The organism is Brumimicrobium salinarum (genome assembly GCF_002844555.1).
GTDB lineage: Bacteria > Bacteroidota > Bacteroidia > Flavobacteriales_D > Crocinitomicaceae > Brumimicrobium > Brumimicrobium salinarum.
In genome coordinates, this window is record NZ_PJNI01000003.1 from 108,982 (window position 1) to 134,924 (window position 25,943).

23 protein-coding genes are annotated in these 25,943 nt (G+C 33.8%); 10 read left to right on the plus strand and 13 right to left on the minus strand.

The genetic code is table 11. The features are described 5' to 3' along the window. Positions 1-82: 82 nt before the first annotated feature. The 4 genes from CW751_RS15310 to CW751_RS04770 form a co-directional block, all read right to left on the minus strand. Positions 83-385, minus strand: coding sequence for a hypothetical protein (locus tag CW751_RS15310; protein WP_133122128.1), 303 nt, complete (start codon positions 383-385; stop codon positions 83-85). A gap of 9 nt (positions 386-394) precedes the next feature. Then, positions 395-1,471 carry a cytochrome d ubiquinol oxidase subunit II gene (gene cydB, locus CW751_RS04760; RefSeq protein WP_101333852.1) on the minus strand — a complete coding sequence of 359 codons (1,077 nt, stop codon included), beginning with the start codon at positions 1,469-1,471 and terminating at the stop codon, positions 395-397. 2 nt (positions 1,472-1,473) lie between these two features. Next, the gene (locus tag CW751_RS04765) at positions 1,474-2,808 is read right to left on the minus strand and encodes a cytochrome ubiquinol oxidase subunit I (RefSeq protein ID WP_101333853.1); all 1,335 of its coding nucleotides are present in this window, start codon (positions 2,806-2,808) and stop codon (positions 1,474-1,476) included. Positions 2,809-2,947: 139 nt separating this feature from the next. Then, complete coding sequence (locus CW751_RS04770) at positions 2,948-3,916, minus strand: App1 family protein (RefSeq protein WP_101333854.1); 969 nt, start codon at positions 3,914-3,916, stop codon at positions 2,948-2,950. 102 nt (positions 3,917-4,018) lie between these two features. On the opposite strand from CW751_RS04770, the gene CW751_RS04775 reads away from it, so the two are divergent. Next, positions 4,019-4,909, plus strand: coding sequence for a diacylglycerol/lipid kinase family protein (locus tag CW751_RS04775; RefSeq protein WP_101333855.1), 891 nt, complete (start codon positions 4,019-4,021; stop codon positions 4,907-4,909). On the opposite strand, the gene CW751_RS04780 is transcribed toward CW751_RS04775, so the two are convergent. From CW751_RS04780 to CW751_RS04795, 3 genes are all read right to left on the minus strand, one after another. After that, positions 4,897-6,963 carry an LTA synthase family protein gene (locus tag CW751_RS04780; protein WP_101333856.1) on the minus strand — a complete coding sequence of 689 codons (2,067 nt, stop codon included), beginning with the start codon at positions 6,961-6,963 and terminating at the stop codon, positions 4,897-4,899. The two genes, CW751_RS04775 and CW751_RS04780, sit on opposite strands and share 13 nt — an antisense overlap. Before the next feature lie 157 nt (positions 6,964-7,120). Next, on the minus strand, positions 7,121-7,612 hold the full coding sequence (locus CW751_RS04790; protein ID WP_165779220.1) for a T9SS type A sorting domain-containing protein: 492 nt from the start codon (positions 7,610-7,612) through the stop codon (positions 7,121-7,123). Between the two features lie 167 nt (positions 7,613-7,779). Then, complete coding sequence (locus tag CW751_RS04795) at positions 7,780-9,330, minus strand: fasciclin domain-containing protein (protein ID WP_101333859.1); 1,551 nt, start codon at positions 9,328-9,330, stop codon at positions 7,780-7,782. Between the two features lie 216 nt (positions 9,331-9,546). On the opposite strand from CW751_RS04795, the gene CW751_RS04800 reads away from it, so the two are divergent. Next, positions 9,547-10,008 (plus strand): DUF6495 family protein, encoded by a 462-nt coding sequence (locus CW751_RS04800; protein ID WP_101333860.1) that lies wholly within the window; start codon positions 9,547-9,549, stop codon positions 10,006-10,008. A gap of 5 nt (positions 10,009-10,013) precedes the next feature. Here the strand turns inward: CW751_RS04800 and CW751_RS04805 are convergent, their stop codons facing one another. Both CW751_RS04805 and CW751_RS04810 read right to left on the minus strand, forming a co-directional pair. After that, positions 10,014-10,601, minus strand: a complete 588-nt coding sequence (locus tag CW751_RS04805; RefSeq protein WP_101333861.1) for a leucine-rich repeat domain-containing protein — start codon at positions 10,599-10,601, stop codon at positions 10,014-10,016. Then, positions 10,555-11,535, minus strand: coding sequence for a bifunctional riboflavin kinase/FAD synthetase (locus CW751_RS04810; protein WP_101333862.1), 981 nt, complete (start codon positions 11,533-11,535; stop codon positions 10,555-10,557). The genes CW751_RS04805 and CW751_RS04810 overlap by 47 nt, the downstream gene beginning before the upstream one ends. A 142-nt stretch (positions 11,536-11,677) precedes the next feature. Between CW751_RS04810 and CW751_RS04815 the strand changes: the two genes are divergently transcribed. Continuing rightward, positions 11,678-13,462, plus strand: coding sequence for an acyl-CoA dehydrogenase family protein (locus tag CW751_RS04815; protein ID WP_101333863.1), 1,785 nt, complete (start codon positions 11,678-11,680; stop codon positions 13,460-13,462). 82 nt (positions 13,463-13,544) lie between these two features. On the opposite strand, the gene CW751_RS04820 is transcribed toward CW751_RS04815, so the two are convergent. Continuing rightward, the gene (locus CW751_RS04820; protein WP_101333864.1) at positions 13,545-14,096 is read right to left on the minus strand and encodes a DUF4920 domain-containing protein; all 552 of its coding nucleotides are present in this window, start codon (positions 14,094-14,096) and stop codon (positions 13,545-13,547) included. Between the two features lie 639 nt (positions 14,097-14,735). Between CW751_RS04820 and CW751_RS04825 the strand changes: the two genes are divergently transcribed. The 5 genes from CW751_RS04825 (at position 14,736) to CW751_RS04845 (ending at position 19,817) form a co-directional block, all read left to right on the plus strand. Beyond that, on the plus strand, positions 14,736-15,389 hold the full coding sequence (locus CW751_RS04825; RefSeq protein ID WP_101333865.1) for a YceI family protein: 654 nt from the start codon (positions 14,736-14,738) through the stop codon (positions 15,387-15,389). A gap of 665 nt (positions 15,390-16,054) precedes the next feature. Then, positions 16,055-18,733 carry a type IX secretion system periplasmic lipoprotein PorW/SprE gene (gene porW, locus CW751_RS04830; RefSeq protein WP_133122129.1) on the plus strand — a complete coding sequence of 893 codons (2,679 nt, stop codon included), beginning with the start codon at positions 16,055-16,057 and terminating at the stop codon, positions 18,731-18,733. A gap of 4 nt (positions 18,734-18,737) precedes the next feature. Further along, a complete protein-coding gene (locus CW751_RS04835) occupies positions 18,738-19,199 on the plus strand; it encodes a bactofilin family protein (protein ID WP_101333867.1) in 462 nt (153 codons plus the stop codon). Continuing rightward, positions 19,199-19,456, plus strand: coding sequence for an AtpZ/AtpI family protein (locus tag CW751_RS04840; RefSeq protein ID WP_101333868.1), 258 nt, complete (start codon positions 19,199-19,201; stop codon positions 19,454-19,456). Before CW751_RS04835 ends, CW751_RS04840 begins: the two co-directional genes overlap by 1 nt. Next, positions 19,434-19,817 (plus strand): hypothetical protein, encoded by a 384-nt coding sequence (locus CW751_RS04845; RefSeq protein ID WP_101333869.1) that lies wholly within the window; start codon positions 19,434-19,436, stop codon positions 19,815-19,817. The genes CW751_RS04840 and CW751_RS04845 overlap by 23 nt, the downstream gene beginning before the upstream one ends. Positions 19,818-19,843: 26 nt before the next feature. On the opposite strand, the gene rfaE2 is transcribed toward CW751_RS04845, so the two are convergent. The 3 genes from rfaE2 to CW751_RS04860 all read right to left on the minus strand — a co-directional run bounded on the left by rfaE2 (position 19,844) and on the right by CW751_RS04860 (position 23,394). Beyond that, on the minus strand, positions 19,844-20,356 hold the full coding sequence (gene rfaE2 / locus CW751_RS04850) for a D-glycero-beta-D-manno-heptose 1-phosphate adenylyltransferase (protein WP_101333870.1): 513 nt from the start codon (positions 20,354-20,356) through the stop codon (positions 19,844-19,846). Further along, positions 20,328-21,383, minus strand: a complete 1,056-nt coding sequence (locus tag CW751_RS04855) for a lysylphosphatidylglycerol synthase transmembrane domain-containing protein (protein ID WP_101333871.1) — start codon at positions 21,381-21,383, stop codon at positions 20,328-20,330. Before CW751_RS04855 ends, rfaE2 begins: the two co-directional genes overlap by 29 nt. Before the next feature lie 130 nt (positions 21,384-21,513). Then, the gene (locus tag CW751_RS04860) at positions 21,514-23,394 is read right to left on the minus strand and encodes a T9SS type B sorting domain-containing protein (RefSeq protein WP_101333872.1); all 1,881 of its coding nucleotides are present in this window, start codon (positions 23,392-23,394) and stop codon (positions 21,514-21,516) included. 377 nt (positions 23,395-23,771) lie between these two features. On the opposite strand from CW751_RS04860, the gene CW751_RS04865 reads away from it, so the two are divergent. Then, positions 23,772-24,698: a UDP-3-O-(3-hydroxymyristoyl)glucosamine N-acyltransferase gene (locus tag CW751_RS04865; protein ID WP_101333873.1), complete on the plus strand. Its 927-nt coding sequence runs from the start codon at positions 23,772-23,774 to the stop codon at positions 24,696-24,698. Beyond that, the gene (locus CW751_RS04870; protein ID WP_101333874.1) at positions 24,698-25,939 is read left to right on the plus strand and encodes a PP2C family protein-serine/threonine phosphatase; all 1,242 of its coding nucleotides are present in this window, start codon (positions 24,698-24,700) and stop codon (positions 25,937-25,939) included. Before CW751_RS04865 ends, CW751_RS04870 begins: the two co-directional genes overlap by 1 nt. The last annotated feature ends 4 nt before the right edge of the window (positions 25,940-25,943 follow it).

Below are 25,943 nucleotides of genomic sequence, written 5' to 3' on the forward strand. Positions count from 1 at the left end.
TTCGATTTGCTTTATGGTTAAAATTAACAATCAAACTTGATTCTTATCAACTTAACAGCAAAATATGAGCAATGTTTTTCAATTATCTTGCTTTGTTCATTTTTTTGACGACCCATTGTGTCAGCATTAAAAATAAGATTCCGCCTAAAAAAGAGACCATCAAGTTTATGGTAAACAATAACCAATTAACATTTCCTGTCTCCATAATTGCAAAAGGGTTAAAGCCTAATCTGCCAAATGACTTTATAAGTAAAATACTACCAAAAATGCCCACAATACTATTTCCTGTGAAACCTAAACTGAACTTGGGTTTTACTAAAGCAAAAAAGTGTGCTCCGAAAAACCCCGAAAAAATACTTAATATGGAGATTAATGTATGTGTCATTGTTCTCGATTAATGTTCGCCGTAACTGTTGTCGTCCATTTTACCACTGAAAACACGATATTGTACAAACATGTAAATGGCAACTAGAATGATTGCAATAATGAACCAATATACTCCGACAGATAGACCATATTCTCCAGTGCTTGAATTATAAATCGTAAGTGAAGAAACTACATCGTTTGTAGAAGGTAAAACTTTGGGAAAAATCGATGCTACGGTTGTTGTTAGTCCACCAAATAAAAACAATGACGAAAATATAAATCCTGTTCCATCTTTTTTGAATGATTTAATTTTAAACAATCCAAGAAGTCCAATGATTGCAATCGAAGGGAAGATGAAAAGCCATGGATGGTCCATAAAATTATGGAAAGGTAAAGCTTCTATTCTGTCCCATATTGACAAAGAAGTAATTACCAAAGCCAGCAGAACAAAATTAAGTCTGAAAACTACCTTTTTTAATTTTTCGTTTATGCTTGAGTTTGTTTTAAAGATAATCCAATTCGCACCATGAATCAATAAAATAATTACACTAATTACACCTAAAAGGAGCGTAAACCAGTCAATCACACCTAAATGTTCTGCTTGTGGACTGAATGTTGAGTTCCATAACGGTAAAAAGAAATAATGTCCTTCATTTGCCGCAACTCCTTCACTTACCATTCCAAGGTTTACGCCTCTCACAACGTTTCCTAATGCTACTCCAAAGAATAATGCCAACAACAAACTTGAAATTCCAAAAGCTTTATCCCAAATGGCTTCCCAGATCGTATTTTTAATTTGTCCACGAAGTTCTAAACCAATTGCTCTGAAAATGAGCAACCACAAGATCATGATCAGCGGCAAGTAAAAACCACTAAATGCTACAGCGTATAAAGTAGGAAAAGCAAAAAATAAAATTCCTCCTGCGGCAATTAGCCATACTTCATTGGCATCCCAAAATGGCCCGATTGATTTCGTTATAACTTTTTTGTCTTTGTCTTTTTTTGCGAAAAATAAGTGCACAATCCCTGCACCAAAGTCATAACCATCTAGAATTATATAGACGGTTAACATGACCATTAAAACGATATACCAAAAAATCTCCATGGTTAAACTGTTTTTTCTGTTTCTGGACCTTTATTAATTATTTTACCTGCTAAAAGCAAAAATAACAAGCCAAGCATGAAATAGAGTCCAATAAATCCAAGCAATGTAAATAAGGTGTTACCTGATGAAACGGTTGGTGAAACACCATCAACTGTTCGGAGTAAATCGTAAACTAACCACGGTTGTCTTCCAAGTTCGGCGGTGTACCAACCTGTTGTATTGGCAATATACGGAAATGGTATCATGAATAATAGCGTCCACAAGATCCATTTTGTTTTATATAATTTTTTTCTGAATAATTGTATGGTAGCAATGACCATTAAACCTATAAAAATAGTTCCTAATCCAACCATAATATGATACGCATAATAAAGTCCTGGTACATTGGTCGGATGTAAACTCTCATCAAATTCATTTAATCCTTTCACTTCTTGTGTCCAGTTTTGATAAGTCAAAAAGCTCAAAACATTAGGAACTGCAATTTTATTGTCGAGCTTTTTGTTCTCCATGTCAGGCTGACCAATTAAAACAATTTCAGCACCTCCTTTTTCAGTTTCAAAAATCCCTTCCATACCAGCAAAAGCTGCGGGTTGATATTTAGCAACGTTTTTTGCTGTCCAGTCTCCAGTTGGAAAAGCCACAAGAATACTTGAAACTAAACCGAAAACCACTCCAGTTTTTACAAATAGTTTTCCAAATTGACTGTGTTTATTGTTGAGTAAATAAAAAGCTCCAACTCCCGCTACCACAAAAGAAGAGGTAATTACAGAACCCATTTGATTGTGTAAGAAAGAAGGAATTAACCAAGGATTTGAAAATAAAGCACCGAAGTTCTTAAGTACGTATTTTCCATTTTCTAGAATTTCATACCCCACAGGATGTTGCATCCAAGAATGTGTTGCGATAATTAAAAAACCACTGGCCCAAGAACCTAAGAAAACTAAAAGACCAGTAAGAAAGTGAAGTCGCTGTCCCAAAAGCTTTTCTCCAAACAAGAACAAACCTAAAAATGAAGACTCAAGAAAGAAGGAAAACATCCCTTCCATTGCCAAGGTTTGACCGATAATTCCACCGGTTAATTCAGAGAATTTAGCCCAATTGGTACCAAACTGAAACTCCATTGGAATTCCTGTGACTACTCCCATGGCAAAGTTCAAAGCGAAAATCTTCATCCAAAATTTGGCGGCATCATTGTATTGAACTAATTTGGTACGTAAAAATTTCCATTTGAAATAAACAATCATTAGGGAAAGCCCCATTGTCAATTGCGGAAATATGTAATGAAAAGTGATTGTAAATGCGAATTGCATTCTATCATAAAATATCATGTCTTCCATCACTCAAGGTTTATTGAAATTCGATACAAAGTTAAGCAATTGCTAATTAACTGAATGTAATTATGGTTACATTAGAAAAAAGGTTTTATATATTTTCTTTGACTCTAAAATAAAATAAACATTTTAAAAATATGCAATTCTAAATCACTCCAATTTCCTGCGAATGAGCAATCGCTTTTTTACTGTCGCGGAAATAACATGTCGATATATTCTGTTTCTCTATGACTTCAAGTGCTTCTTCGACTTTTTTGTCTTTGGTCTTTCCAGTTTGTCTTATGTAAACTGCTTTTACATTTTGTGGTAATTGCTTGCTGATATTTTGGTAAATAAAAACATCATGCTGCGTATCATCTCCCAGTAAAACGTATTCTAAGTCAGGGTAAAAATCGATAATGTTATTGATTTTGTCTAATTTGTGGTTATGATTTCCTCTTCCTGTTTTGAAAAAATCTAAAACCCCTGTTTTGATTTGCTTTAATAATAAAACCGCTTTCGGCAACTCATGTAAACGGGTAAATTCAATAATGAAATCATATAAATTCCATTCGCTACTCGAAACATAAAAGAAGGAGTTGAAAGCATTTTCGTTGGCTTGTCCAAATCGACTTAAAGCTTGATAATGCGGTGTTACATCTGCAAAAACCTTACGTTTATTGACGTTTTTGAAAAGCATAATGTAGAGTTTCTTAAAGAATGAATCACTGTGTGAAATCAAAAAGGTATCGTCAATATCAGAAATGATTCCATATTTACTTTTAAAAGGTTTCAGTACCTCACCTTTTTCTATGATACCATAATTATCTATTTGACAAGAAACAGAATATTCATGCCATCCACTTTCTATAAAATCTTCATAAGCTATTTCAAATTGAAAAAATCCATCTGAAGCGGTTGTAGTTTTGGTTTCTATGTTGCGAAAATTCAATACAACTTCTTGATTTTTTAAAGGTTTTATTCTGAATTTATGAATGATCGAGAATGCATTTCTAATTCCTTTTTTATCAATTTTGTATTTATCAGGCGCCCAAGATTTAAAAGCATGTCCGAAAACGATTAAGCGTTCTTCATTCATGTATCCGCGATATAGTTTTAAATCTAATTTTGCCATTTATTCTTTTAATATTTCCCTTTTTGTGAACCCATAATTTTTAACAATAGAAGACTTCAATTGGTTTAAAATATTTAAATTTATTCAATCTTAAATGTAAAAATGAAAAAAATCGAACATATACTTTTTGTTGTTAACCCAATTGCAGGAGACAATGACAAAACGGAACTCATTCATTTGGTTGAAAAGTCGCTTGAAGAGCGTAAAATTAAACTCACGATTTACAAAACAACGGGAGTAAATGATCAAGAACAGATTCAGCAAAAAGTTAAAGAAAATGATTTCGATTGCATTTTTGTTGCTGGTGGAGATGGAACGATAAAAATCGTAGCCGAAGGTGTACTCAATGAAGATGTTCCGCTCGCTTTATTTCCTTCGGGTTCAGCCAATGGATTTGCCTTAAATTTTGACATACCAGAAACACCTCAAGAACAATTGGAGGTCGCTTTAAACGGTAAAGTTGAGCACATTGATGTATTGAAAATCAATGATCACATCAGTTTACATCTAGCAGATTTTGGGGTAAATGCTGACTTGATAAAAAACTATGACAAATCACAATTGCGCGGAAAGATGGGTTATCTCATGCAATCTATTCCCACTTTAATGAAAAGCGAACATCCTTACACTTTTAAAATTGTTTCAGAAGAAACTTCAAAAACGGTTGAAGCTTCAGTTTTATCTATTGCTAATTGCCAAAAGTATGGAACGGGCGCTTGTATTAATCCACAAGGAAAAACCAATGATGGACAATTTGAGATTATTGCTTTTAAGAATTTAAACTTAATTGAAATCATTAAAACTTTCACCGATCAAATTGATTTGAATCCTGATTTCGCAGAAGTTTTAAGTGTCAAAAGTGCTGAGGTTTTTTGTGAACATGCTGTGTCATTTCAAATTGATGGAGAGTACTTAGGAAAATTGAAAAATGTTAAGGTGAAATTATTAAACCAAGCAATACCATTAATGGTTCCCACGTTTTATTCATCATAAACAGGGAAGTAAAAATCAACATCCTCATTCGGAAAAGCAAGTGTATCTTTTGGCAATAAGAGTCTATTTTGTTTGATGGTAAAATGATTCATTATCTCATAATTTTTCAATTGTTTCTGAAGGAGTTGTTTTAGTTTTTCATCATCAACTTTCGATAAGTTTAGGTGATTTTCAATTTTGTACAACTGATTGTTTAACAAAATGTGGTTATCACTAATCACTCCATTTACGTCTCCATTAAAACTTCCGATAAATATTGGATGTTGCGATGCGACTTGATTTTTAGTTGACAAACCTTCTCCCACCCAGTGATTGAACTCAATGTTTGCTTGATTTTCTAAATAAGGTTCAAAAAGCGTTAAAATACTTTGCGGAACATCTGTATGTGCAACAATATCTTTGAATTGTTTGCTCTCTTTTAATTGTGGACTATAAATCAGTAAGGGAACACTATGCGCGTCCAGTTCTGACCTCATCGGTAATCCTACAACATTGTGGTCTCCTACAAATAGAAAAACAGTGTTTTCAAATTCAGGTCTTTTTTCATACGTCTTCATAAATTGTTTTAGCGCTTCATCCTGATAAACAATAGAGGCAAGTATATCTGAAGATTTATCAAAAACTTCTTTGCCATTAGGCTTGTTTTTTGACATATTTCTAGCAAGCTCAACATACTTTTCCTTTTCAGGAATATCAAAAGGACTGTGTAAACTCAAAGTAACAAATAGATCAAAGAAAGGCTCGTTTTTAATGCTATCTTTAAATGCAAAATACAAATCAACCATTTCTTTATCATGAATCCCCCATGTAAAATCTTCCTCCTTACTTCGGGCTTCAATGATATTATTTTTTTCCATATAGGTTTTATCCCATACTGTTGAAACGTAGTTTTTTCTCAGGAATGGTTCAAAATTATCGTAGTATCCCCATCCTCCATACAAAAATGAAGCGTGATAACCATTTGACGCTAAAGATTTTGGGATTGAAAAGTGTTGTGGAAAAGTTGATTTTAGATTTAGTATCCCACGTTCAAAACCATGTGGCAGAGAGGCGAGCACATTAGCAAAAACACCATGTGTTCGATCCGTATTACTGATTGCATTCGGCCAATACAAACCCTGTTTATATAAAGAATCTAAAAACGGTGTGTAACTTCCCAAATGTGCGTTTTGACCCGAAAATGTTGAGCTTAGTCCTTCACAAAACACAAGCACTAGATTAGGTTTTTGATCAAATGTTGTGAAATATTTATTTAAGCTATTCTTACGATCATCATGCGTTTTTACAAATGGGTACTTTGTTTGATGAACATTGTTTTCCCACTCCATAAAAGATCTAAAACTCTTTGTAGCAAGATAAAGTTCCTTTTCTGACAGATTATCTAAGTTTACCTTAAAGAATAAGTTGTCAATAATATGTGAAAAAAGATACTTTGGTTTTGAAATACTATTTAATTCATGTTCTTTTTTAAACGTTGGGTTCGCCAGAATAAAATGAACACAAATCACAGTAAGACCTCCAATGAGGATAACTTTGGTTAATCGACCTTTTTGTAGTGTTTTTAAAATGGTTTTTCTAAAAATAAGTGCAAGTATTAGTAAACTAAATGAAACCACATAAAACCAAAAATATTCACCTGTTAATCTTCCTGATTCCGTGCCCGCAATTTCCAGTAATTCATTAAAATTAAAATAAAGAATTACGTGATCGAGTAGTAAGTCTGCTGTATAATAATATTGTGAAGTAGCTAGATAAATTACAATTAGGAGAATTGAGGAAACAGCAATTAAAAAGGTATAAAGTATTCTAGAAAACCGTTTTACCTGAGAATAAATAATTCCAAAAGTAAGCAGATAAATCGTTAGGAAAATAATTTCCTTAAAAATGGCAAACATATATACCCTGAAGGCAGAACCTATTGATTGAAACGCTTCTGCATCAAAAACAAATACTTCAAAACCTCGGATTACCATAATGGGAATCAAGAGAATCAATCCTTGTTCTAGAATTGATTCCTTAGCCTGTTTCATCCATGATTTTGTTCGTTTATCCATCTATTCCAAGTGTATAAATGCACTTTAGCTCGAAATATAGGTATTAAAATTCTTTCTATCATTTTTTTGAATGAAATAAAGCCCACTTTAAAACAAAGCAAATTTTCTTTGTAATACTTTTCTAAAGTTTCAAACATAAAAGCTTCGTTCATACAACTCAATATTTCACAACTTTCTTTACCTTTTTCTTGCCTACTATCACATAATGAAATAAATAAATTCCTTTTTGTTCAGGAAGTAAGATATATGTACTTCCTTTAATAAAATGTGTTGACACCAAACCGCCTAAAGAGTTATAAATTTGTATTTGTAAATCATTATCTAGTTTTCCGTGAGGACTGATATAAACACCAGATTCTGTAGGATTGGGATGAATGGTAATTTCTAATTTTCCCTTACAATGAGAGGACTGTATACCTAATTCTTGTGTAGTCCCATCAAAATCAGTTTGAGAAAGTCTGTAGTAATTTACTTCACCAACCCTACATAAGTCTTTAAATTCATAATAAATCGTAGAAGTCGAATTTCCATGTCCAAGAACCGTTCCTAGGGGTTCAAATGTTTTTCCATCCGTGGACTTTTCAATGGTAAAACAATCATTATTTGTTTCAGAAGCGGTACTCCCAAGGTGGAAAGTACGTAATATCAACTGTGTACAACTACCAGAGATATTACTTTTTTACAAAAAACAAATGCTTGTGAGAAGGCCTAGAATAATACATAGTACAAAGTTACAAAATGTATTTCATATTCTAAAAACACAAAGCTCACTTCTCAGTGAGAAGTGAGCTTTCTTTCGCCACAAAAACCAAAAAACTATTGTTTTATGAACTGGCTAGTGTAAACATTATTTTCTTCAATAATATGTAAGAAATAAGTTCCATTTTTAATATTTTCTACCTGAATCACATTATTATCAATAATTCCATCTTTTACAATTTCTCCTGCGGAGTTAAATATTTTATAGGCTGCATTTTCAAAATTACTGATTTTAATTGCTTTAGTTGTTGGGTTTGGATAGATAGAAATGTTTGCTAATTCCATTTCTGTAATAGAAGCTGTTCCGGGAACAAGTACTTTATCTATTGCATGCACCACTCCATTTTCTGTAGTAACATCTGCTGTTACAACATTTGCATCATTAACCATTACACCATTTGAAAGATCAATTATAACATCATTCCCTTCCATTGTGGTAACCATACCATTTGTAAGATCTACAGACAATACTTCCATATTTAATGTATGGTAAAGTAAAATATTCGCTAACATGTTGTCTGCTAATAAATCCGCCGCTGTAATTCCAGCATCTGCAATATAGTTATTGAAAGCTGCATCTGTAGGCGCAAAAACTGTATATTCCTCAAACGGATTTGTTAACGCTGGTAACAATTCTGCTGCAACAACTGCTTGCGTTAATATATTAAATCCATTATCAATTGCTGCGTCAACTACTGTTTCATTTTCCAAAACAACTTTATCTATACCATGCACTGTTCCGTTTTCTGCTGTTACGTCTGCCATAGTTACTTGTGCGTGATTAACAAAAACATCGCCATTAGATTTTACAGTTGCTTTAAGTGTATTATTCGCGTTTAAAGGTGTTATTAAATCGCCGTTGCTGATTCCACTTGAAGCTACTTCAGTATTGAGAACATGATACAATAAAATATCCTGCAAATCAGGAGAAGCCAATAAATCAGCTGCTGAAATTCCTAAGTTGGTCAAAGCATCCGTAAAAGCCGCATCAGATGGTGCAAATACAGTTAATTCAGCAAATGGATCTGTTAAACTCGGCAATAATTCTGCTTGTACAACAGCCGCAACTAAAGTGTTAAATCCATTATCGATAGCTACATCGGCAACTGTTTCGTTTGACAATAACGCTGCATTTAAAGAATGTACAACACCATTAGAGGCAGGGATATCTGCTCCATTAACCTGCGCTTGATTAACGTAAACATCTGAAGTTGATGTTACGGTTAACTTGAGGGTATTTACATTATTTAATGGAGTCACAATATCACCATTTGAAATATCAGCTGCGTTTGTTGTTCCGGTTAATACGTGATATTGTAGGATATCAGGTAAATCTGAACTTGCTAATAAATCTGTTGCTGTAATTCCTAGCTCAGAAAGAAGGGCTGTAAAAGCAGCATCGTTAGGAGCAAAAACAGTAAACTCAGCTGTAGGATCGCTCAGTGTTGTTGTTAAACCCGCTGCATCAATAGCTGCCTCAAGGGTTGTATGGTCAGGACTTGATGCTATAACATCGTAAACGGTTTGGGCGTAACTTGCCATTCCAAAAAGACTCACTGCGGTTGCTAAAGTGATCTTTTTAATACTTTTAAATAAATTTAATTTCATAATAAATAATTTTTCGATTTACATAAAAGACAATTTTGTTTAATGTTTTGTTTACAATATTAAACAAAACAAATGTTGTTTGTCATTTTTTTGACAAAAAACAGATTGTTATTACTTTAATTGTGGAAACTGAGGTTGCGATTTGAGTAACTTGTCTAACAATGACTACACTTTTTAATGAGATATTGTGATATTTGCATTTATCAATTGGACAATATGAAGTATACAAGATTATCTTTACAAGATTTAAAAGATTTAGAAAAAGAATTTATAGACTTTTTGGCAGTAAATGGAATTCCCGCAGATGAATGGGAACGACTAAAAGCTGAAGAAAAAGATACAGTTGAAGGTATTATCGATCAATTTAGCGATGTTGTGTGGGAAGGTGTATTGCGCAAAACAAAGCGTGTTGAACATCGAAGAAAAGACAAATTGACCATTTGTAGAATAAAAAATGATGAACTACAAACCTTAGTCATCAAGACAGATGACGAAAATATTGATTTAACACAACCTGAGGAAATTGAAAAGCTATTGGCTCATCCGAAAAATTTCAAGATTCGTTTACAACAAGACGCCGTTTTAAAAAATGCCTCTGAACAATATTTTGAATTATTGAAAGTTGGTTTTTACATCTCAAAGAATGAGGCTTACGATCAATTATTTGAGGTAAACTAGACATTTTAATCCAAACAGTTACATGGATTGTCAAATTCAATATTTGCATTTGGAAAAGCATTTGTCCATTTTTCCACAAAAGAAGTCGAGAAAGTAGTTCCTCGAAAATCAACATGCTCTATTTGTTGCAAAGACGCAAAAGATGGATCTATTTTAGTCAAGCGATTGTCCCAAATATCAAGGTACTTTAAATTTTGTAATCCTTTTATGCCAGCGGGAATCGCATTGATTTTATTTCGACTTATATCGAGGTAAATAATTGAAGAAAGATGAAATATTTGATGTGGAAAATGGTTGAATTTATTTTTGTCTAAATAAAGGAATCTTAAATGTTTAAAAGAAATTAAAAAATCAGGAAGTTGACTCAATTTATTTTTAGATAGTTTTAGCGCTTTCAGGTTTGAAAATCTTTTTAGTTCAATTGGAATTGAGGTCAATTTATTTTTACTTAAGTCAATTGCAAAAATAGTATCATGATCTGCATTTTTTACTTCTTCCAATTCATAATAACGGTATTCGTCTTTGGGAATTTGTCCAAGAAGATGATTACCAATTATGAGTATCAATCCAATTACGAAGTATTTTCTCATCATTATTCATTTCTTTAATCAACGCTTCTAAATCATCGAACTTCTTCTCATCTCTAATTCTTTTCAACATTTTTAGGCATAAATGTTCTCCATAAAGATTGTCATTAAAATCAAGTAAAAAAACCTCAATGGTAACTCTACCAGAATCATCAACCGTGGGACGTTCACCGATACTTACTAGGCCAAAATATTCTGCATCATTCTCTCTAATAACACGTGTTGCATAAACACCATTTTTGGGGATTAACTTTAATTCATCATTCAAATCGATGTTTGCGGTTGGATAACCAAGTTGAGTGCCGAGTTTTTGACCATGGACAACTGTTCCATTAATTTCAAAGCATTCTCCCAAATAAGAATTAGCTAAGGCGACATCTCCATTTTTTAAAGCAGTTCTGATTTTAGTTGAACTTACATTTACTTCATTAATGTCTTTTGCGCCAATCTCTATAACGTTAAAATCGTAAATAGGTGCCAATTCCTTCAACAAGTCAATGCTACCCTCTCGATTTTTACCAAATTGGTGATCGTAACCTATAACAATTGTTTTCACCTTGAGTTGATTAACCAAGAAATCACGAACAAATTCAAGTGCAGTTAAACGAGAAAACGATTGTGTAAATGGATAAACAATGATGTTTTTTAATCCCATGCGTTCAAGTTTATTTAACTTTTCAACTTGTGTTTGAATCAATTTTAATCCATGCGACTCAGGAAACAACACCATTCTTGGATGCGGATAAAAAGTAAATAAAACAGATTCTCCATTATTCTCTTTAGCTACTTCATTGAGTTGCTTAATTATTTTTTGATGTCCCAAATGAACACCATCAAATGTTCCAATGGTTAGAACAGGGTGTGGAATTTTGGCTATTTCCTTAAATCCTTGAAAAACTTTCACTTGTCTTTTACTTTTTTTCAAAGATATATAATTCATCTTGCTAAGCCCATTAATTTTTCAAGATTTCCTTTAAAAGCATATATTCTTAAAAGATGTTTTTTGTATGCTTGCATAATAAAGATAATTTATATACATTTACGTCACTAAAAGAACTGAAATTTTACTAAAATCAAAAATTATGTCTGAAACAAAAGCTTTAAAAGGAGGTGAGTTTATCATTCGCGATACAAAACCTGAAGATATTTTCATTCCAGAAGAATGGACTGAAGAACAAACAATGATTGCAAAAATGTGTGATGATTTCATTGCGCAGGAAATAAAACCCAATCTTGAAGAAATTGACAAAATGAAAGAAGGGTTGATGCCTTCTTTGTTAGACAAAGCAGGTGAATTAGGTTTACTAGGTTTGTCGGTTCCAGAAGATTTAGGAGGAATGGAAGTAGATTTCAAAACTACACTTTTAGCTACAGAAAGATTAGGAAAAGGATATTCTTTTTCTGTTGCTTATGGTGCACATACTGGAATTGGAACATTACCTATCCTTTATTATGGTTCTAAAGAACAAAAAGAAAAGTATATTCCAAAATTAGCCTCAGGTGAATGGAAAGCGTCGTATTGTTTAACTGAGCCATCAGCTGGATCTGATGCGAATTCAGGGAAAACAAAGGCCGAATTGACAGATGATGGAAAGCACTATATCATTAATGGGCAGAAAATGTGGATTACCAATGGTGGATTTGCAAAAATATTTACAGTATTTGCAAAAATTGGGGATGACAAAAACCTTACTGCTTTTATTGTAGATGCCGAATCAGAAGGAATCTCTTTAAATCCAGAGGAAAAGAAAATGGGTATTAAAGGTTCTTCTACTCGTCAGGTTTTCTTTAATAATGTTAAGGTACCTGCAGAAAATATGCTTTCTGAACGAGGAAATGGATTCAAAATCGCCTTGAACATTCTAAATATTGGAAGAATAAAATTAGCAGCTGGTGTTTTAGGTGGTGCTAAAGACGCTGTAACTTATTCTATTAAATATGCAAATGAACGAGAACAATTTGGCCGACCAATTTCGAAATACGGTGCTTTACGTCATAAAATTGCCGAGCAAGTTATCCGTTCTTTTGTAGTTGAATCAGCGACATACAGAGCAGGTCAAAACATTGATGATGCAATTCAAGCTTTAGTAGATGATGGAATGGATAAAGAACAAGCTACCTTAAAGGGAATTGAGCAGTTCGCTCCCGAATGTGCTATTTTAAAAGTTGCGGGTTCTGAAGCGTTAGATTACGTTGTTGATGAAGCAGTTCAAATTCACGGTGGAATGGGTTATTCTGCTGAGTCTGCGGTAGAACGCGCATATAGAGATGCTCGTATCAATAGAATCTTTGAAGGGACGAATGAAATTAACCGAATGTTAACTGTTGATTTAGTACTAAAAAGAGCAATGAAGGGAGAACTAGACTTGATGGGACCTGCTCAAGAGGTAGCTAACGAGTTAATGAGTATTCCAGATTTTGGTGATACGCCTGAAGGTGTTTTTGCTAACGAATATAAAGCACTCAAAGGATTCAAAAAAACCATTTTAATGGTGGCTGGATCTGCTGTTCAAAAATTGATGCAAACAATGGCCAAAGAGCAAGAGGTACTTATGAATATTGCTGATCTTTCTATTGATACGTACATGGCCGAATCAGTGTTATTGCGTGTAGACAAACTCATCTCAATGAAAGGTGAAGAAGCTTGTAAAGATGAAATAGCAATAGTTAAAACGTATTTCTACGATATTGCTGATAAAATCAACAAAGCCGGAAAAGATGCCATTAATTCATTTGCTGGCGGAGATGAAGCAAAAATGATGTTAATGGGACTTAAAAGATTTACAAAAGTTGAAGGATTTAATGCTAAAGAAGCACGTCAGCAAATTGCACTTCGTGTGATTGAAGCTGGAGAATACAACTTTTAAATTGCTTTAAATAAACAATTAAAAAAAGGGACGCAATTTGCGTCCCTTTTTTATATTCGAATGTATATTCGCTAAATTGAACCTATTTTACAATTTCGATTCCATCAGCAATAAAAGTCATTGTATATTTCTCTTCCGTAATTGCATCTATCTCCTCCTGAGGTGCGTTGGCGTCCTCTAAGAAATGCTGCTGTAACTCGACAGAAACAGTATCCTGAATAGCTTTCCCTGTCATGTAGGCAACAGTACCAGGTTCAGTATCTACAGGAATTGTAAAGTGATCTTTAAAGCGAACCATAAAAGTTTCACCATCTTCTTTTTGAATATTCACCCAGCAACCTGCTTTCGAACAAGTTTCATGAATTTGAGCTTTGAAGGTTGCTTCGAGCTCTGTTTTACCAGCAAATTGTGTTACAAGTTCTTCCGTTGAAATCGCTAGACTTGTATCTACTTTTTCAGGTCCAAATGAAGTTTGATTAGGATCAACCTCTTCCTCTTTGTCTTCAACCTCTTCTGTTACAAGCTCAGTTGTATCCTTTTCATTAGTAGGAGTTTCTTCGGTTTTTGTTGGTGTATCACAACTTGTAAAAAAACCAGCAGTTAACAGACCAATCAATAAGTGTTTTTTATTCATGTTTCTAAAAATTTTTACAAATTTACGAATTTAGATGTTATATAAAGAATACCTATCGGATACTTTACCAATAAATATATCTAAGTCGTTGGTCATGTTAATAAACGTTTAACTGGTAAAATCCTTCTCAAATTTCACTTTCTAATCAGTTGAAAGGAGAAACTCACTTCAGGATGACATTAGAATAGGGGCATATTTCAATAGAGAGGAGAGCAGTGAAAAGCTAGGTAAAAGTTGTGAAATGTTTTGTATTAGGTTTAAGTCATTGCGTGTGTATATGCAACTAGCAAAAACTCTTTTCAGCAATTAGATTTCTGCGGGTTTTAACCGACAGTAGTTAATGGGGAAAATCGCACAAATAATAGGCAAATGTTTTTTATTTCGGCTTAGGGATAGCAACGGCATCCTTTGCCTTTTTAGGCAAAGATAGAGTGTATAGCCCGACCTTTATATTCTTTGTAGTTTACGGAAAAGAATATAAAGGGAAGCCCCAAGAGAACAAGAGAGAAGAAAAACAGAGAAAAATAGCACTTTAGTTTGCGGTAATTATGGTGCCATGTTGTTTATCACATATTAAATGTGGTTTACAAGCTCTAAAATATTGAATTCTTTATATATTTATAAAAAATAAGAGATGTTATGAGAAAAAATACTAAATTTTTATTTGTTGCTTTAGCAGGATTAATGATGTCAAGCTGTGCTGGAGAAACAGAAACTACAGATACTGCAAAGGCAGAAGTGGAAAAAACAGAAACTTGTTCTTATGCTTATGATGCAGCAAATTCTGAATTATCATTTACTGCATATAAGTTTCTTGGCAAAACAGGAGTGAGTGGTACATTTACAGAAATCAATGTAAAAGGCGGTGAAGAAAATGAAGATCCGCATGCATTGATAGAAGCTTTAAGTTTTGAAATTCCAATTTCGAGTATTCATACAAAAGATGAAAGTAGAGATGGAAAAATCAATGAATTCTTCTTCGGTAAAATCAATACGGAGGTAATTTCAGGAGAGGTAATAGACCTTGATGATGCTACTGGAAAAGCAACTTTAGCCATTACCATGAATGAGATTACTAAAGAGGTTGAAGGAGAGTATTTGTTGGCAGATACCGAATTTTCATTTGACACAGAGATAAATGTGTTAGATTGGGAAGCAGAAGCAGGAATTGAAGCGTTGAATGAGGAATGTAAAGAACTACACACTGACTTTGCTAATGGAGATACAGAGTCTAAATTATGGCCTGATGTAAGTCTTTCATTTTCCACAAAGCTTGAAAAAGTTTGTGAATAGTTTACTAATCATTATAAAAACAATGAAAAAGTCGGGTTTTACTCGGCTTTTTTTGTTTATCCCGCATTCCAAGACAGGGTCTTTTGTAACATAAAATAGCTAACTTCATCAATTACGTCGAATTTTTTAGTTTGAATTACACCTGACGCTGAAGGTGTCAAGTAATTGTAGCCCCGTGTAAGCAAAGCGCAACGCGGGGCTATCAATATCGGTATAATTCTTTTTGGCGGCATTTTTGTCGCGTAGCAAGACAAAAATGATGACAAAAAAAATCGTGAATCAAAATATTACCTGTCTTCTAAAGTAGCGGGGCTTTTGTGATATAAAATAGCTGATTTTAGTAACTTAGTCAATTTGTAAGATAGAATTATTCACCAATCTTAAAGCCCAAGAATATTAACATCTGTAAGTCAGCATTTTAACTATATTTCCTGTAATAGTTGAGAAACCCATTTTTGGGTACTTGTGTATTGGTAAGATTTTGATTTAATTTTGATCTATTCGTCTTTACAAGCCCCGCGAAATATACACATATTACTTTAGGTCTTGTGCCTAGAATAGATTTTAAATTAAATGCATGAATAATCCGGGTTATGAAATAAATATCAAAATATAATAATATTTTTGTAAGATTTGAGTTTATTAGTAGGGACAGAACATTTTTTATGACGAAGAAACAGAACAGTCGGATGATGGTAACAAGCATGATAATTTCATGCGTTGCGTTTTTACTTATTATTGTAGGATGTTCTACGGAGAAAAACACATTTATTAACCGAACCTATCACAGCACTACCGCAAAATACAATGGTTATTTCAATGCAAAAGAGCTCATTAGAATAGGATTGAAAGAATTTAGACAAAATGCTCGAGAGGATTATAACGAAATCTTACCTATAGAACTGTATCCCAACGAAGAAGAAGTTGTTAATTTATATCCTGTTGTAGATACCGCAATTTCTAAATGTCAGAAAGTAATCTCTAAACATAGTATGCCAACGGCTTCTAAACCTTCTCGTAAGAAGACGGAACATGCCAATTGGATTGATCAAAACTGGATTATCATTGGGAGAGCAAATTACATTCGTAGAGATTATGATAAGGCATTAACGACTTTTGAGTACATAAGAAAATTTTACGTAAATCGACCGAGTACTTACACGGGACAACTATGGGAAGCAAAAACATTGATTCAGTTAGAAAATTACGCTGAAGCAACACGAACGATACAAAAAATTGAAAAACGAAAAACGCTTGTTAGAAATGTGGAAGAAAACAATAGCAAGCGCAAAAAATCGAAAAAGAGTTCAGAGGATAAATCACCAGAATTACCAAAAAACTTTGACTTTGAATTTGCAAAGGTAAAAGCCATGTTGGCCCTTGCAAAGGAAGATCATAAAGAGGCTATAAAACAGCTTGAAGAAGCACTAGAAAAAGCCAAACAAAAAGAGGATAAAGCTCGACTTAGTTTTATTCTGGGGCAATTATACCAAGCAAAGGGAGATCCTAAGGCGAGAGAATACTACACGCAAAGTATCAAGAAGAACGCACCTTTTGAAATGAGTTTTAATGCTAAAATCAATCGTTCGGTTGTGAGTAATTTAGCGGATGACGAAATGATTGAAGAACTTAAAAAGTTAGCTAAAGAAGAGCGATACCTTGAATTTAGAGATCAAATTTATTTTGCTATGTCTAAAGTTGAATTAAATAGACAGCAAAGAGATATGGGTAAATATTACTTATCGCGTTCTGTTTTTTATTCCTTGAATAATCCTAGACAAAAAGGGGTTAGCTATGAAAAACTGGGAGATTTAACTTTTGAAGAAAAAAACTATGTTTCTGCTCAGAAATACTACGACAGTTCTGCTCAAGTCATTCCAGAAACATACTTTAATGCGGAAGTGATCAAAATGAAAGCAGATAAGCTAGCTGATTTGGTAGAACACATCAACATCGTATCTTACGAAGATAGTGTGCAAATGATTGCTCAATTATCTGAGACGGACCGAAAGGATTTTGTAAAGGATGTTATTAAACAACTCAAAGAAGAAGAAAAGAAAAGAAAGGAAAGAGAAGCAATAAGGGCTGAACAGCTAAGGAAATTGCAACAAACCTACGCTGAACAGAATCAAAAACCTGGCAATAAATGGTATTTCTCCAATCCAAAAGCTATGCAAGAAGGAATTGAAGACTTTAAGCGAATATGGGGGCAACGAGAAAACGAAGATTATTGGCGTTTATCAAATAAACCTTTGCGAATTGTTTCTGATGTGTTAGAAAATGATTCTGTTTCCATCGATTCAAATCTTGTTGCGAAAAACCCTGAAGACATTTCGGTGGAAGACTTAACGGTTGACGATTTAATGCCCAACATTCCATTATCAGACTCCATGTTAAATGCAAGTAATGAAAGGTTACTGGCTTCACTTTATAATTCAGGAATGATTTATAAAGAACAATTAGACGAGGAGGCAATGGGCGCAATTCAGTTTCAAAGGGTGATCGACCATGATGTTGAAGATGAACACAATGTTCTTTCTGCTTTTCAGCTCTACAAAATAAATGAAAACAAAGGTAATTCAGATGTTTACAAACGTTATATTTTAAATAATTACCCAAATTCTGATTATGCTAATTATCTAAGAGATCCAGACTTCTTTATTAAAAAGAAGGAGAGAGACGCTTTAGCTTTAAAGGAATACCTCAGATCTGTTAAACGTTTTGAACAAGGCTTATACTATCCTGTCATATTAAAAGCAGATCGAGTAATTGACAACGAACCAGAAAATCTTTTCCGAAAAGAATATTTCCTATTGAAAGCAATGGCAATGGGGCAGGTTAACAGAGATAAAACATCTCTACTTCCAGTATTAGAGCAGGTAATACAAGAATATCCAGAAACAGATGTAGCTGAACGTGCCAATGAATTGATAAAATTAATAAAGGAAGGAGTACCCGTTTTTGAAGAATTTGACAAAGGTGAATCAGAATTATTTAGCTATGATTCTAAAGAGTTTTATGTGTTGATTTTCTTAAACGAAAGACAAAACTCAAATGCCTCAGGAGGTAACGTTTCGAACTTTAACAGAGAGTTTTTTGGTAGATCTGACTTAAGATCATTATCCCAATTATATGGCAAGGATTTATCTTTTATTTTAATTAAACCATTCAACACCGCACCAGCTGCCAAAGATTATATGAGAGACTTCAAAAATGCAAGAAGATATGTAGCCAACATGAAAGAAAACGAAATGTTTTTAATTTCAAAGGAAAATTTTAAAATAATGATGCAACAACAAAAACTTGAAGAATATAGGGTTTTTGTTAAAAATAATTACGAGTAAGATTATGTTTAAAGGAGATAAAACAAAACAATTGAAAGACGATCCAGACCGCTTAAATATTTTGGTAGAAGGAACTCACATGACAGGAGATTTAGTTACCAAAAGTAGTATTAGAGTAGAAGGATTAATTGATGGCAGCATCGATTGTAAAGGGAAAATTGTTTTAGGTGAAGCTGGTGTAGTGACGGGAAACATCAATACAATTGAAATAGAAGTATATGGAACAGTCGAAGGAAATATTCACGCTGAATCTTTATTAACACTTCGCAAGTCTGCTGTAATAAAAGGCGATATAAAAACGAGTCGCTTAGTGATTGAAGATGGTGCTCAAATAGAAGGTAATATTTTAACTGGAGATTTTCCCAATGACGCCTTAGTTCAGAACGCTAAACCTTCAAAAAAAAATAAGAAGACTGAAAAGTCAGATAAAACAGCATCAAAAAAGCAAGAAGACCTTGTTTATTAATGAAAGAAAAGAAAAAAAAGGAGAAGAAGAAGAAGTCCAATGTTCAGAATTACATTCGATTTTCAAATATTGCTTTACAAATGGGAATTGTAATTACTGCCGGTGCACTCGGAGGTCAATGGCTGGATGATAAACAAAAAAACGACTTCCCATTTTGGACATTGATCTTAACACTTATTGCCATATTTGCTTCACTTTTTCAGATTATAAGAACCGTCATAAAAATGAGTAAAGATGAAGACAATTCTAAAGGATAATGCTGTTTTTATGCTGTTTTTCACAGGATTGGCATGTATTCATTTTGGAGTATACCAACTTTTTCCTGAACTATATTTTGGCGATGAAATCATTCTATCTTACGCCGTACTTTTTATCTTGAATAGTATAGGAGCAACAATCTTTTTTCTTGGCAATAGTGGAAGTTTTAAAATTGATTTTGCTCAATTATTTTTAGTATTTACTACCCTTCAAATGCTGGGTTCATTTGCTTTTGCAGCTTATATAAAGCTAAGTTATATCGAAAATACAAAGCCTGCTCTTATGCAGTTTGTTGTTTTATTTATGATAACGTTAGTGTTTCAAACTACTTATTTTGTAAAAACGAAAATCAAAAGTTAAGCGCAAAGGGAAATCTACTTTTAGGGTTACTTCAATTTTTCTATAATTCCTGTAGTTGAATATCCATCTTCAAAGGCAATTGTTTGCACCTTACCTCCGCGTGATTTCACCTCATTAGCACCAACAATATATTGTGGATGTTCAGGGTCGTTCACCTTTGCATCATAATCTGCTCCTTTCACCAAGATTGTTGGTGATAAAGATTCAATGATGGACAATGGTGTATCTTCTGAAAACACAATTACTAAATCAACGACTTCTAAAGAAGCAATTATTAAGGCACGTGCCTCTTCTGTATTAACAGGTCGGTTTGAGCCTTTACCTAATCGACGTACACTATCATCTGAATTCACAGCAACAACCAGTCGATCTCCTAAAGACGCAGCTTTAGCAAGATAACTCACGTGTCCAAGGTGTAAAATATCAAAACATCCATTTGTGAAAACGACCTCTTCTCCTCCACTTTTCCATGTAGAAATAATAGATGTTGCTTCAGTTTTATCTGCACATTTACTTTTGATTTTCTGCCATTTTTTCATCTTTTTCTTTTTTATAATTTCGTGGTAACAAAACTAAAGATAACAAACCTAAAACAATCATCATTACCGTTTGAGAAAGCCAAATGATCATTCCTAATGCTTTTCCAACTCCTTCTGCCGCTAATGGATTGTCAAAATCACTTCCGATAAAGAAGATAACAACAATTCCTACAAGATAAGGATAGGCACCGATTCCTCCATTGGTAAACATTAATCCAAATGTTCCAGCGATAAACCCTATTAAAATGCCATTGATTGGAAAGTTTTCGGTTTGTTCAAATGCTTTAAAACATATTCCAAAAAAGAGTATATATAAGACCCAAACCATTATGGTTGAAAATATAAATAGAAAAGGGTTTTTAGATTTAAAAATGGAAAATACGCCATTGAGCATATCTTTAACAAAATCCGTTACCTTTTTCCTAAACTTATCGAGTTTTACCCATAAAACAGCAAATAACAAAACACCTCCAATAAATAAAGAAATCAATAATTGAAAAATCCAATCAGCGCCTTCACTTCCGCCTTCTGGTGCACCTGAGACAATAATATTTTTAATCTCAACTAGTTCTTCAAAACTTAAAAACAAAGTAGCCAAAAATATGATTACTAGCATAAACAAATCAAAAACTCTTTCTGCGATGATTGTTCCAAAACTCTTCGAAAAAGGTATCTTATCTGTTTGATACAGTAAAGCCGGACGTGTAATTTCACCAGCACGTGGAACCAATAAGTTTACCAAATATCCAACCATCATGGCGTGATAACGATGCCAAAATTTAGGTCGATACCCGATGGGCTCCAACATAAACTTCCAACGATAAGCACGAATGAGATGACTTAAAAACCCCAGAAACATAGAAAGGAAAATCCAGAAGTAATTAGCTTCTCTAATGGCCTTAAAGAAAATTGCTCTAGTGGAAGTGTCCATTGCGTTGTAAAAATGCCAAGTAAGATATACCCCAATTAGCAATGGAAAAACAATCTTGATTACATTTATGACTTTTTTATTTATTTTTTTCCCCATTCAAGTTTAAAAATTGAGCTCACGAAGTTAAAATTTTAAACGAAACATTAAGGTATTCATAAAAGTAATTAGCATCTCTTAATCTGGTGTTAATCCATAAAAAAAGGACAGTAAAGCAACTTAATGCGCATTACCTATGCAAATGCACATAGCCGTGTTTTACCTCTTTCTCTCCAGATTTACCCTTAATTTTTAAGGTGTAAAAATAAACGCCCGTTGTGCAATCCAGTCCTGAATTATTAATGCTCCCATTCCATTTAAAGTCAACTGAATCACTTTTAAAGACAGTACTCCCCCATCGATTTAATATAATTACTTCAATTTCTTTAATGTTTACAGGGTCTATTAGTTGAAAGACATCATTATCTGAATCTGTATTTGGCGTAAACACATTTGGCACCGTATAATCCATCTCAGGAGCTGTTATCACGATAACTTGAGTTGAATTATCTGAGCAACCGTTTTCGTCTGTCGCCGTTAATACGACCGTATATGTACCCGGTTCTTGGTCAGGGAAATTATAATGTGGGTGAATATGTGTATAAACACTTGAGTTAGTTCCAAAATCCCATTCATAATTTGAAGCGTTTTGAGATTCATTAGTAAAAATTACTGTTGTGTTCTCTATTGTTGTATTTGTTGGTGTAGCTGTGAAATCAGCGATTGGACCATTAACAGTAACGGAAACCTGAGCAGAATCTACGCAAAATCCATTTCCAACGGTGTAAGTATATATACCACCTTCCATATTTTGAGGATTAAAACCTCCTTGAAAACCAGACCCTAATGATGATGGCCCAGTCCATACACCTGATGAGTCTGGAGCACCATTCAACGATTCAAATAAATATAAATAGGCATCACTTTTACATAATTCGATACTGCTTGACGCGCCAGGGTTGCCAGTTTGTGTATTCACAACCTCAACAAATGAACTGATTGTACAAGGAGGTGTACCAATTGTGTATTCATAAATTCCAGAAACCATAAATTGTGGATCAAAAGTTCCTAAATGGCCATTTGTTAGGTTTGACGGACCAGACCACACCCCTACTGGACTAGGATTCTCTCCTAACACATTAAACAAATCAATTGGTGATTGATCAGCACAAATTTCCATAGTTTCATCAGTCCCAGCATCAAAAAAACTAATATCATTCACTGTAACCGTTGCTGTTTCTTCACACGGAGCACTTCCCACAGTGTAAGTATAGACTCCAGGTAACATACTCGAAGAATCAAAAGTACCTAGACTTCCACCAAGTAAAGCTGATGGTCCAGTCCAACTCCCTGTACTAACAGGACTTCCTCCTAAATAATCAAACAAATTCATGGTAGTTGAGGATGGACAAAAATACGCCTCTCCATCAAGACCAGCGCTTTCACCTCCACAAGAAACCTTTATATTATCAATTTGCCAATGTTCATTTCCTGCCCAACATTGAGCCATGATTTTAATTTTCAATCCATTTCCACCAGCAGGAATACATCCTGTTGAATAGTTTGTTAAGGGAGAATCACCTGACGCAACGACATCAATTTCTGCACAAGGGCCGGCGCAATAGTTAGCATTGTTTGGTGCTAGCCAACTAGCTCCATCAATACTGTAGTGCAAACTCACCCAATCCACAGCATTACATCCATCTCCACAACCTTCCATAGGTCCTACACTTTCGATATCAAAACTAATTTCAATATTGCTACACGTAGAGATATCAATTTCGTCATCAGTAATCCAAATGGCTTCTCCATTGGTATCTTTTCCTTCAAAAACACCTGATTTAACCTCCCAATGATCACCACTAAGACAGGTGGGACAAGTTGAAGACCAGTTTACACCATTTGCCACTCCTGAAGTCGTTCCGTCAGGTTGATTAAAATTTTCTTCGAAAATAATTTGACCTAACGAATCAAATGAAAACAAGAAAAATAAAAGACCAACAAAACATCGACCTAAATTCGTATTCTTAAGACTTAAAATCACGTTGTAAAGGTTCTTGGCTATTATCATGGCTAAACTATTATGAGAAACTCAATTATTCTACAAATAACGAACATTTTTTTTAGCTATCCTGATAGTTTCATAATAAAATATTATATGGTTCTGTATTTTATTATTGATTTTTATTTTGAATTGAAAGGAAAACACATCTATATACGGGTTTATAATCAATTGATCAATGGCAATCTTCTACATAACTAATTTAGTAAAGTGAATTGATCATGTAAGCTAATCTTGTTTCCGTAACTATATTTTTGATAAATCAAATGGTTTAACCTTTCAATCGATTACTAACATGCAGAAGCTAACAACTATTCCATACGTGCCGAAAACTTGTTATAAAAGTTAGTAGTTTTACTTTTCATAATATTATAAACAACAAGCAGATGAGATTAAAAGAAGCTAAAACACTTGAACAATTGGCAACCCTTCTAAAATGTGACTATGTTGGAGAAGCACTTCATAAAATCACAGGTTTAAATGAAATCCATCGTGTTGAAGCAGGCGATTTAGTCTTTGTGGATCATCCGAAGTATTATGACAAAGCACTAAACAGCAAGGCGACGACCATTCTAATAGATAAAAAAGTGGAATGTCCAGCAGGAAAAGGATTACTCATTAGCGAAAATCCTTTTGATGATTTCAATAAACTAACTAAATTATACAAACCAACAACATTCTTAACCCAAGCCATTGGAGAAAACACAACAATTGATTCTTCTGCTCGTATTTTCCCAAATGTAACGATTGGTAACAATGTAAAAATCGGTAAAAATGCTGTGATTTATCCGGGTGTGGTAATAATGGATGATACAGTTATTGAAAATAATGTTTTAATTGGCGCTAATACAGTAATAGGGCAGCATGCATTTTATTATAAGAAGAAAGATTATGGCTACGAAAGATTACATAGTAGCGGAAAGGTTCTCATTAAAAACAATGTTGAAATTGGTGCTTTATGTACCATCGACGCAGGTGTAACGGCAACTACAATTATTGGTGAAGGAACAAAAATAGATAATCAAGTTCAGATTGGACACGACACAATTATCGGAAAGAATTGTTTATTTGCAGCAAATGTGGGAATTGCTGGATGTGTGGATATCAAAGACAACGTAACAATGTGGGGGCAAGTTGGTTGTGCAAGTGATGTTGTAATTGGAGAAAATGTTGTTGTATTAGCCAAATCTGGAATTTCAAAGAGTTTAGCAGCTAATAAAACTTATTTTGGTAGTCCAGCTAAAGACATCAGACTAGTTTACAGAGAGATGGCAGCACTAAGAAAATTGCCCGAGGTATTAGAAAGTTTATAATGGCACAATACGCTATAAATCAAGAATTGATAAAACAATTGAAGTTCAAAGAATTTGAGCTTAACGCCATTCTTGAATTAACCAAAGAAATTAACACCAATCAATCAGCAGATCACTTAATTGATGTGTATGCCTTTGTACTTAAAGAGCGTTTACGCTTAGACCGTTTTGTTTTGTATAATAAACAAAAAGACTGGAGTATTATCCTTAAATCTGGTATAAAGGGAAACATCAGAAACATTTCTATTGAAGAGCATTTATCAAAATTTAAAAAGATTACCTTAATAGAGTCATCTAGTAGCGAGGAACTTAGTCAGTTTGACGTTTGCATTCCCGTTTTTCATCAAGGAAATGCCATCGCATACTTACTCCTAAAGGAAAACCATCAAGTATCCTATAATTTTGTTCCATCTAGTTCTATTACAGAATTATCATTTATTCAAACGCTAACCAACCTCATCGTTATGGCGATTGAAAACAAACGAATGAATCAACAGCGCGTCGTTCAAGAGCGCATTAATAAAGAGTTGGAAGTTGCATCAGAAATGCAAAAGATGCTATTCCCAAAAGACCTTCCTTCTGATAAAAGATTGGATCTTGCAGCTACATATACCGCTCGACACGAAGTAGGTGGTGATTATTACGATTTTATTCCAATAAAAAAAGATGAATTTATTGTTTGTATTGCCGATGTTTCGGGAAAAGGAATCGGAGCTGCTATGTTAATGGCGAATTTTCAAGGAGCGATAAAAACTTTGCTTAGTTATGAGCATTATGATTTGGAGTACCTTATTCATCAACTCAACGACAAAGTGATGCATGCTGCGCAAGGAGAAAAATTTATCACTTTCTTTATTGGACATTACCATACTAAAAGCAGGACTTTAAAATATATAAATGCAGGTCACAATCATCCGATTTTGACGAATGGAAAAAAAGCTACTTTTCTAGACAGAGGTTCCACAGGTTTAGGCATGTTTGATCAAATTCCATTTATAGAGCCAGGTGAAGTTAAAATATCTTCAAACTCTACCTTAGTTTTATATACTGATGGAGTTGTAGAATTACAAAACACGCGGGGTGAATATTTTGAAACAGATCGTTTGATTAAGATCATCCATAGTTTCTATCCTTTAAAAATGGAAGACTTGAATAACATAATCTTCTCTAAGTTAGATGAGTTTAGAGGAAAAGAAGAACTCGTTGATGACACGGCGATCTTTAGTTGCCGATTTTTTTAAGATT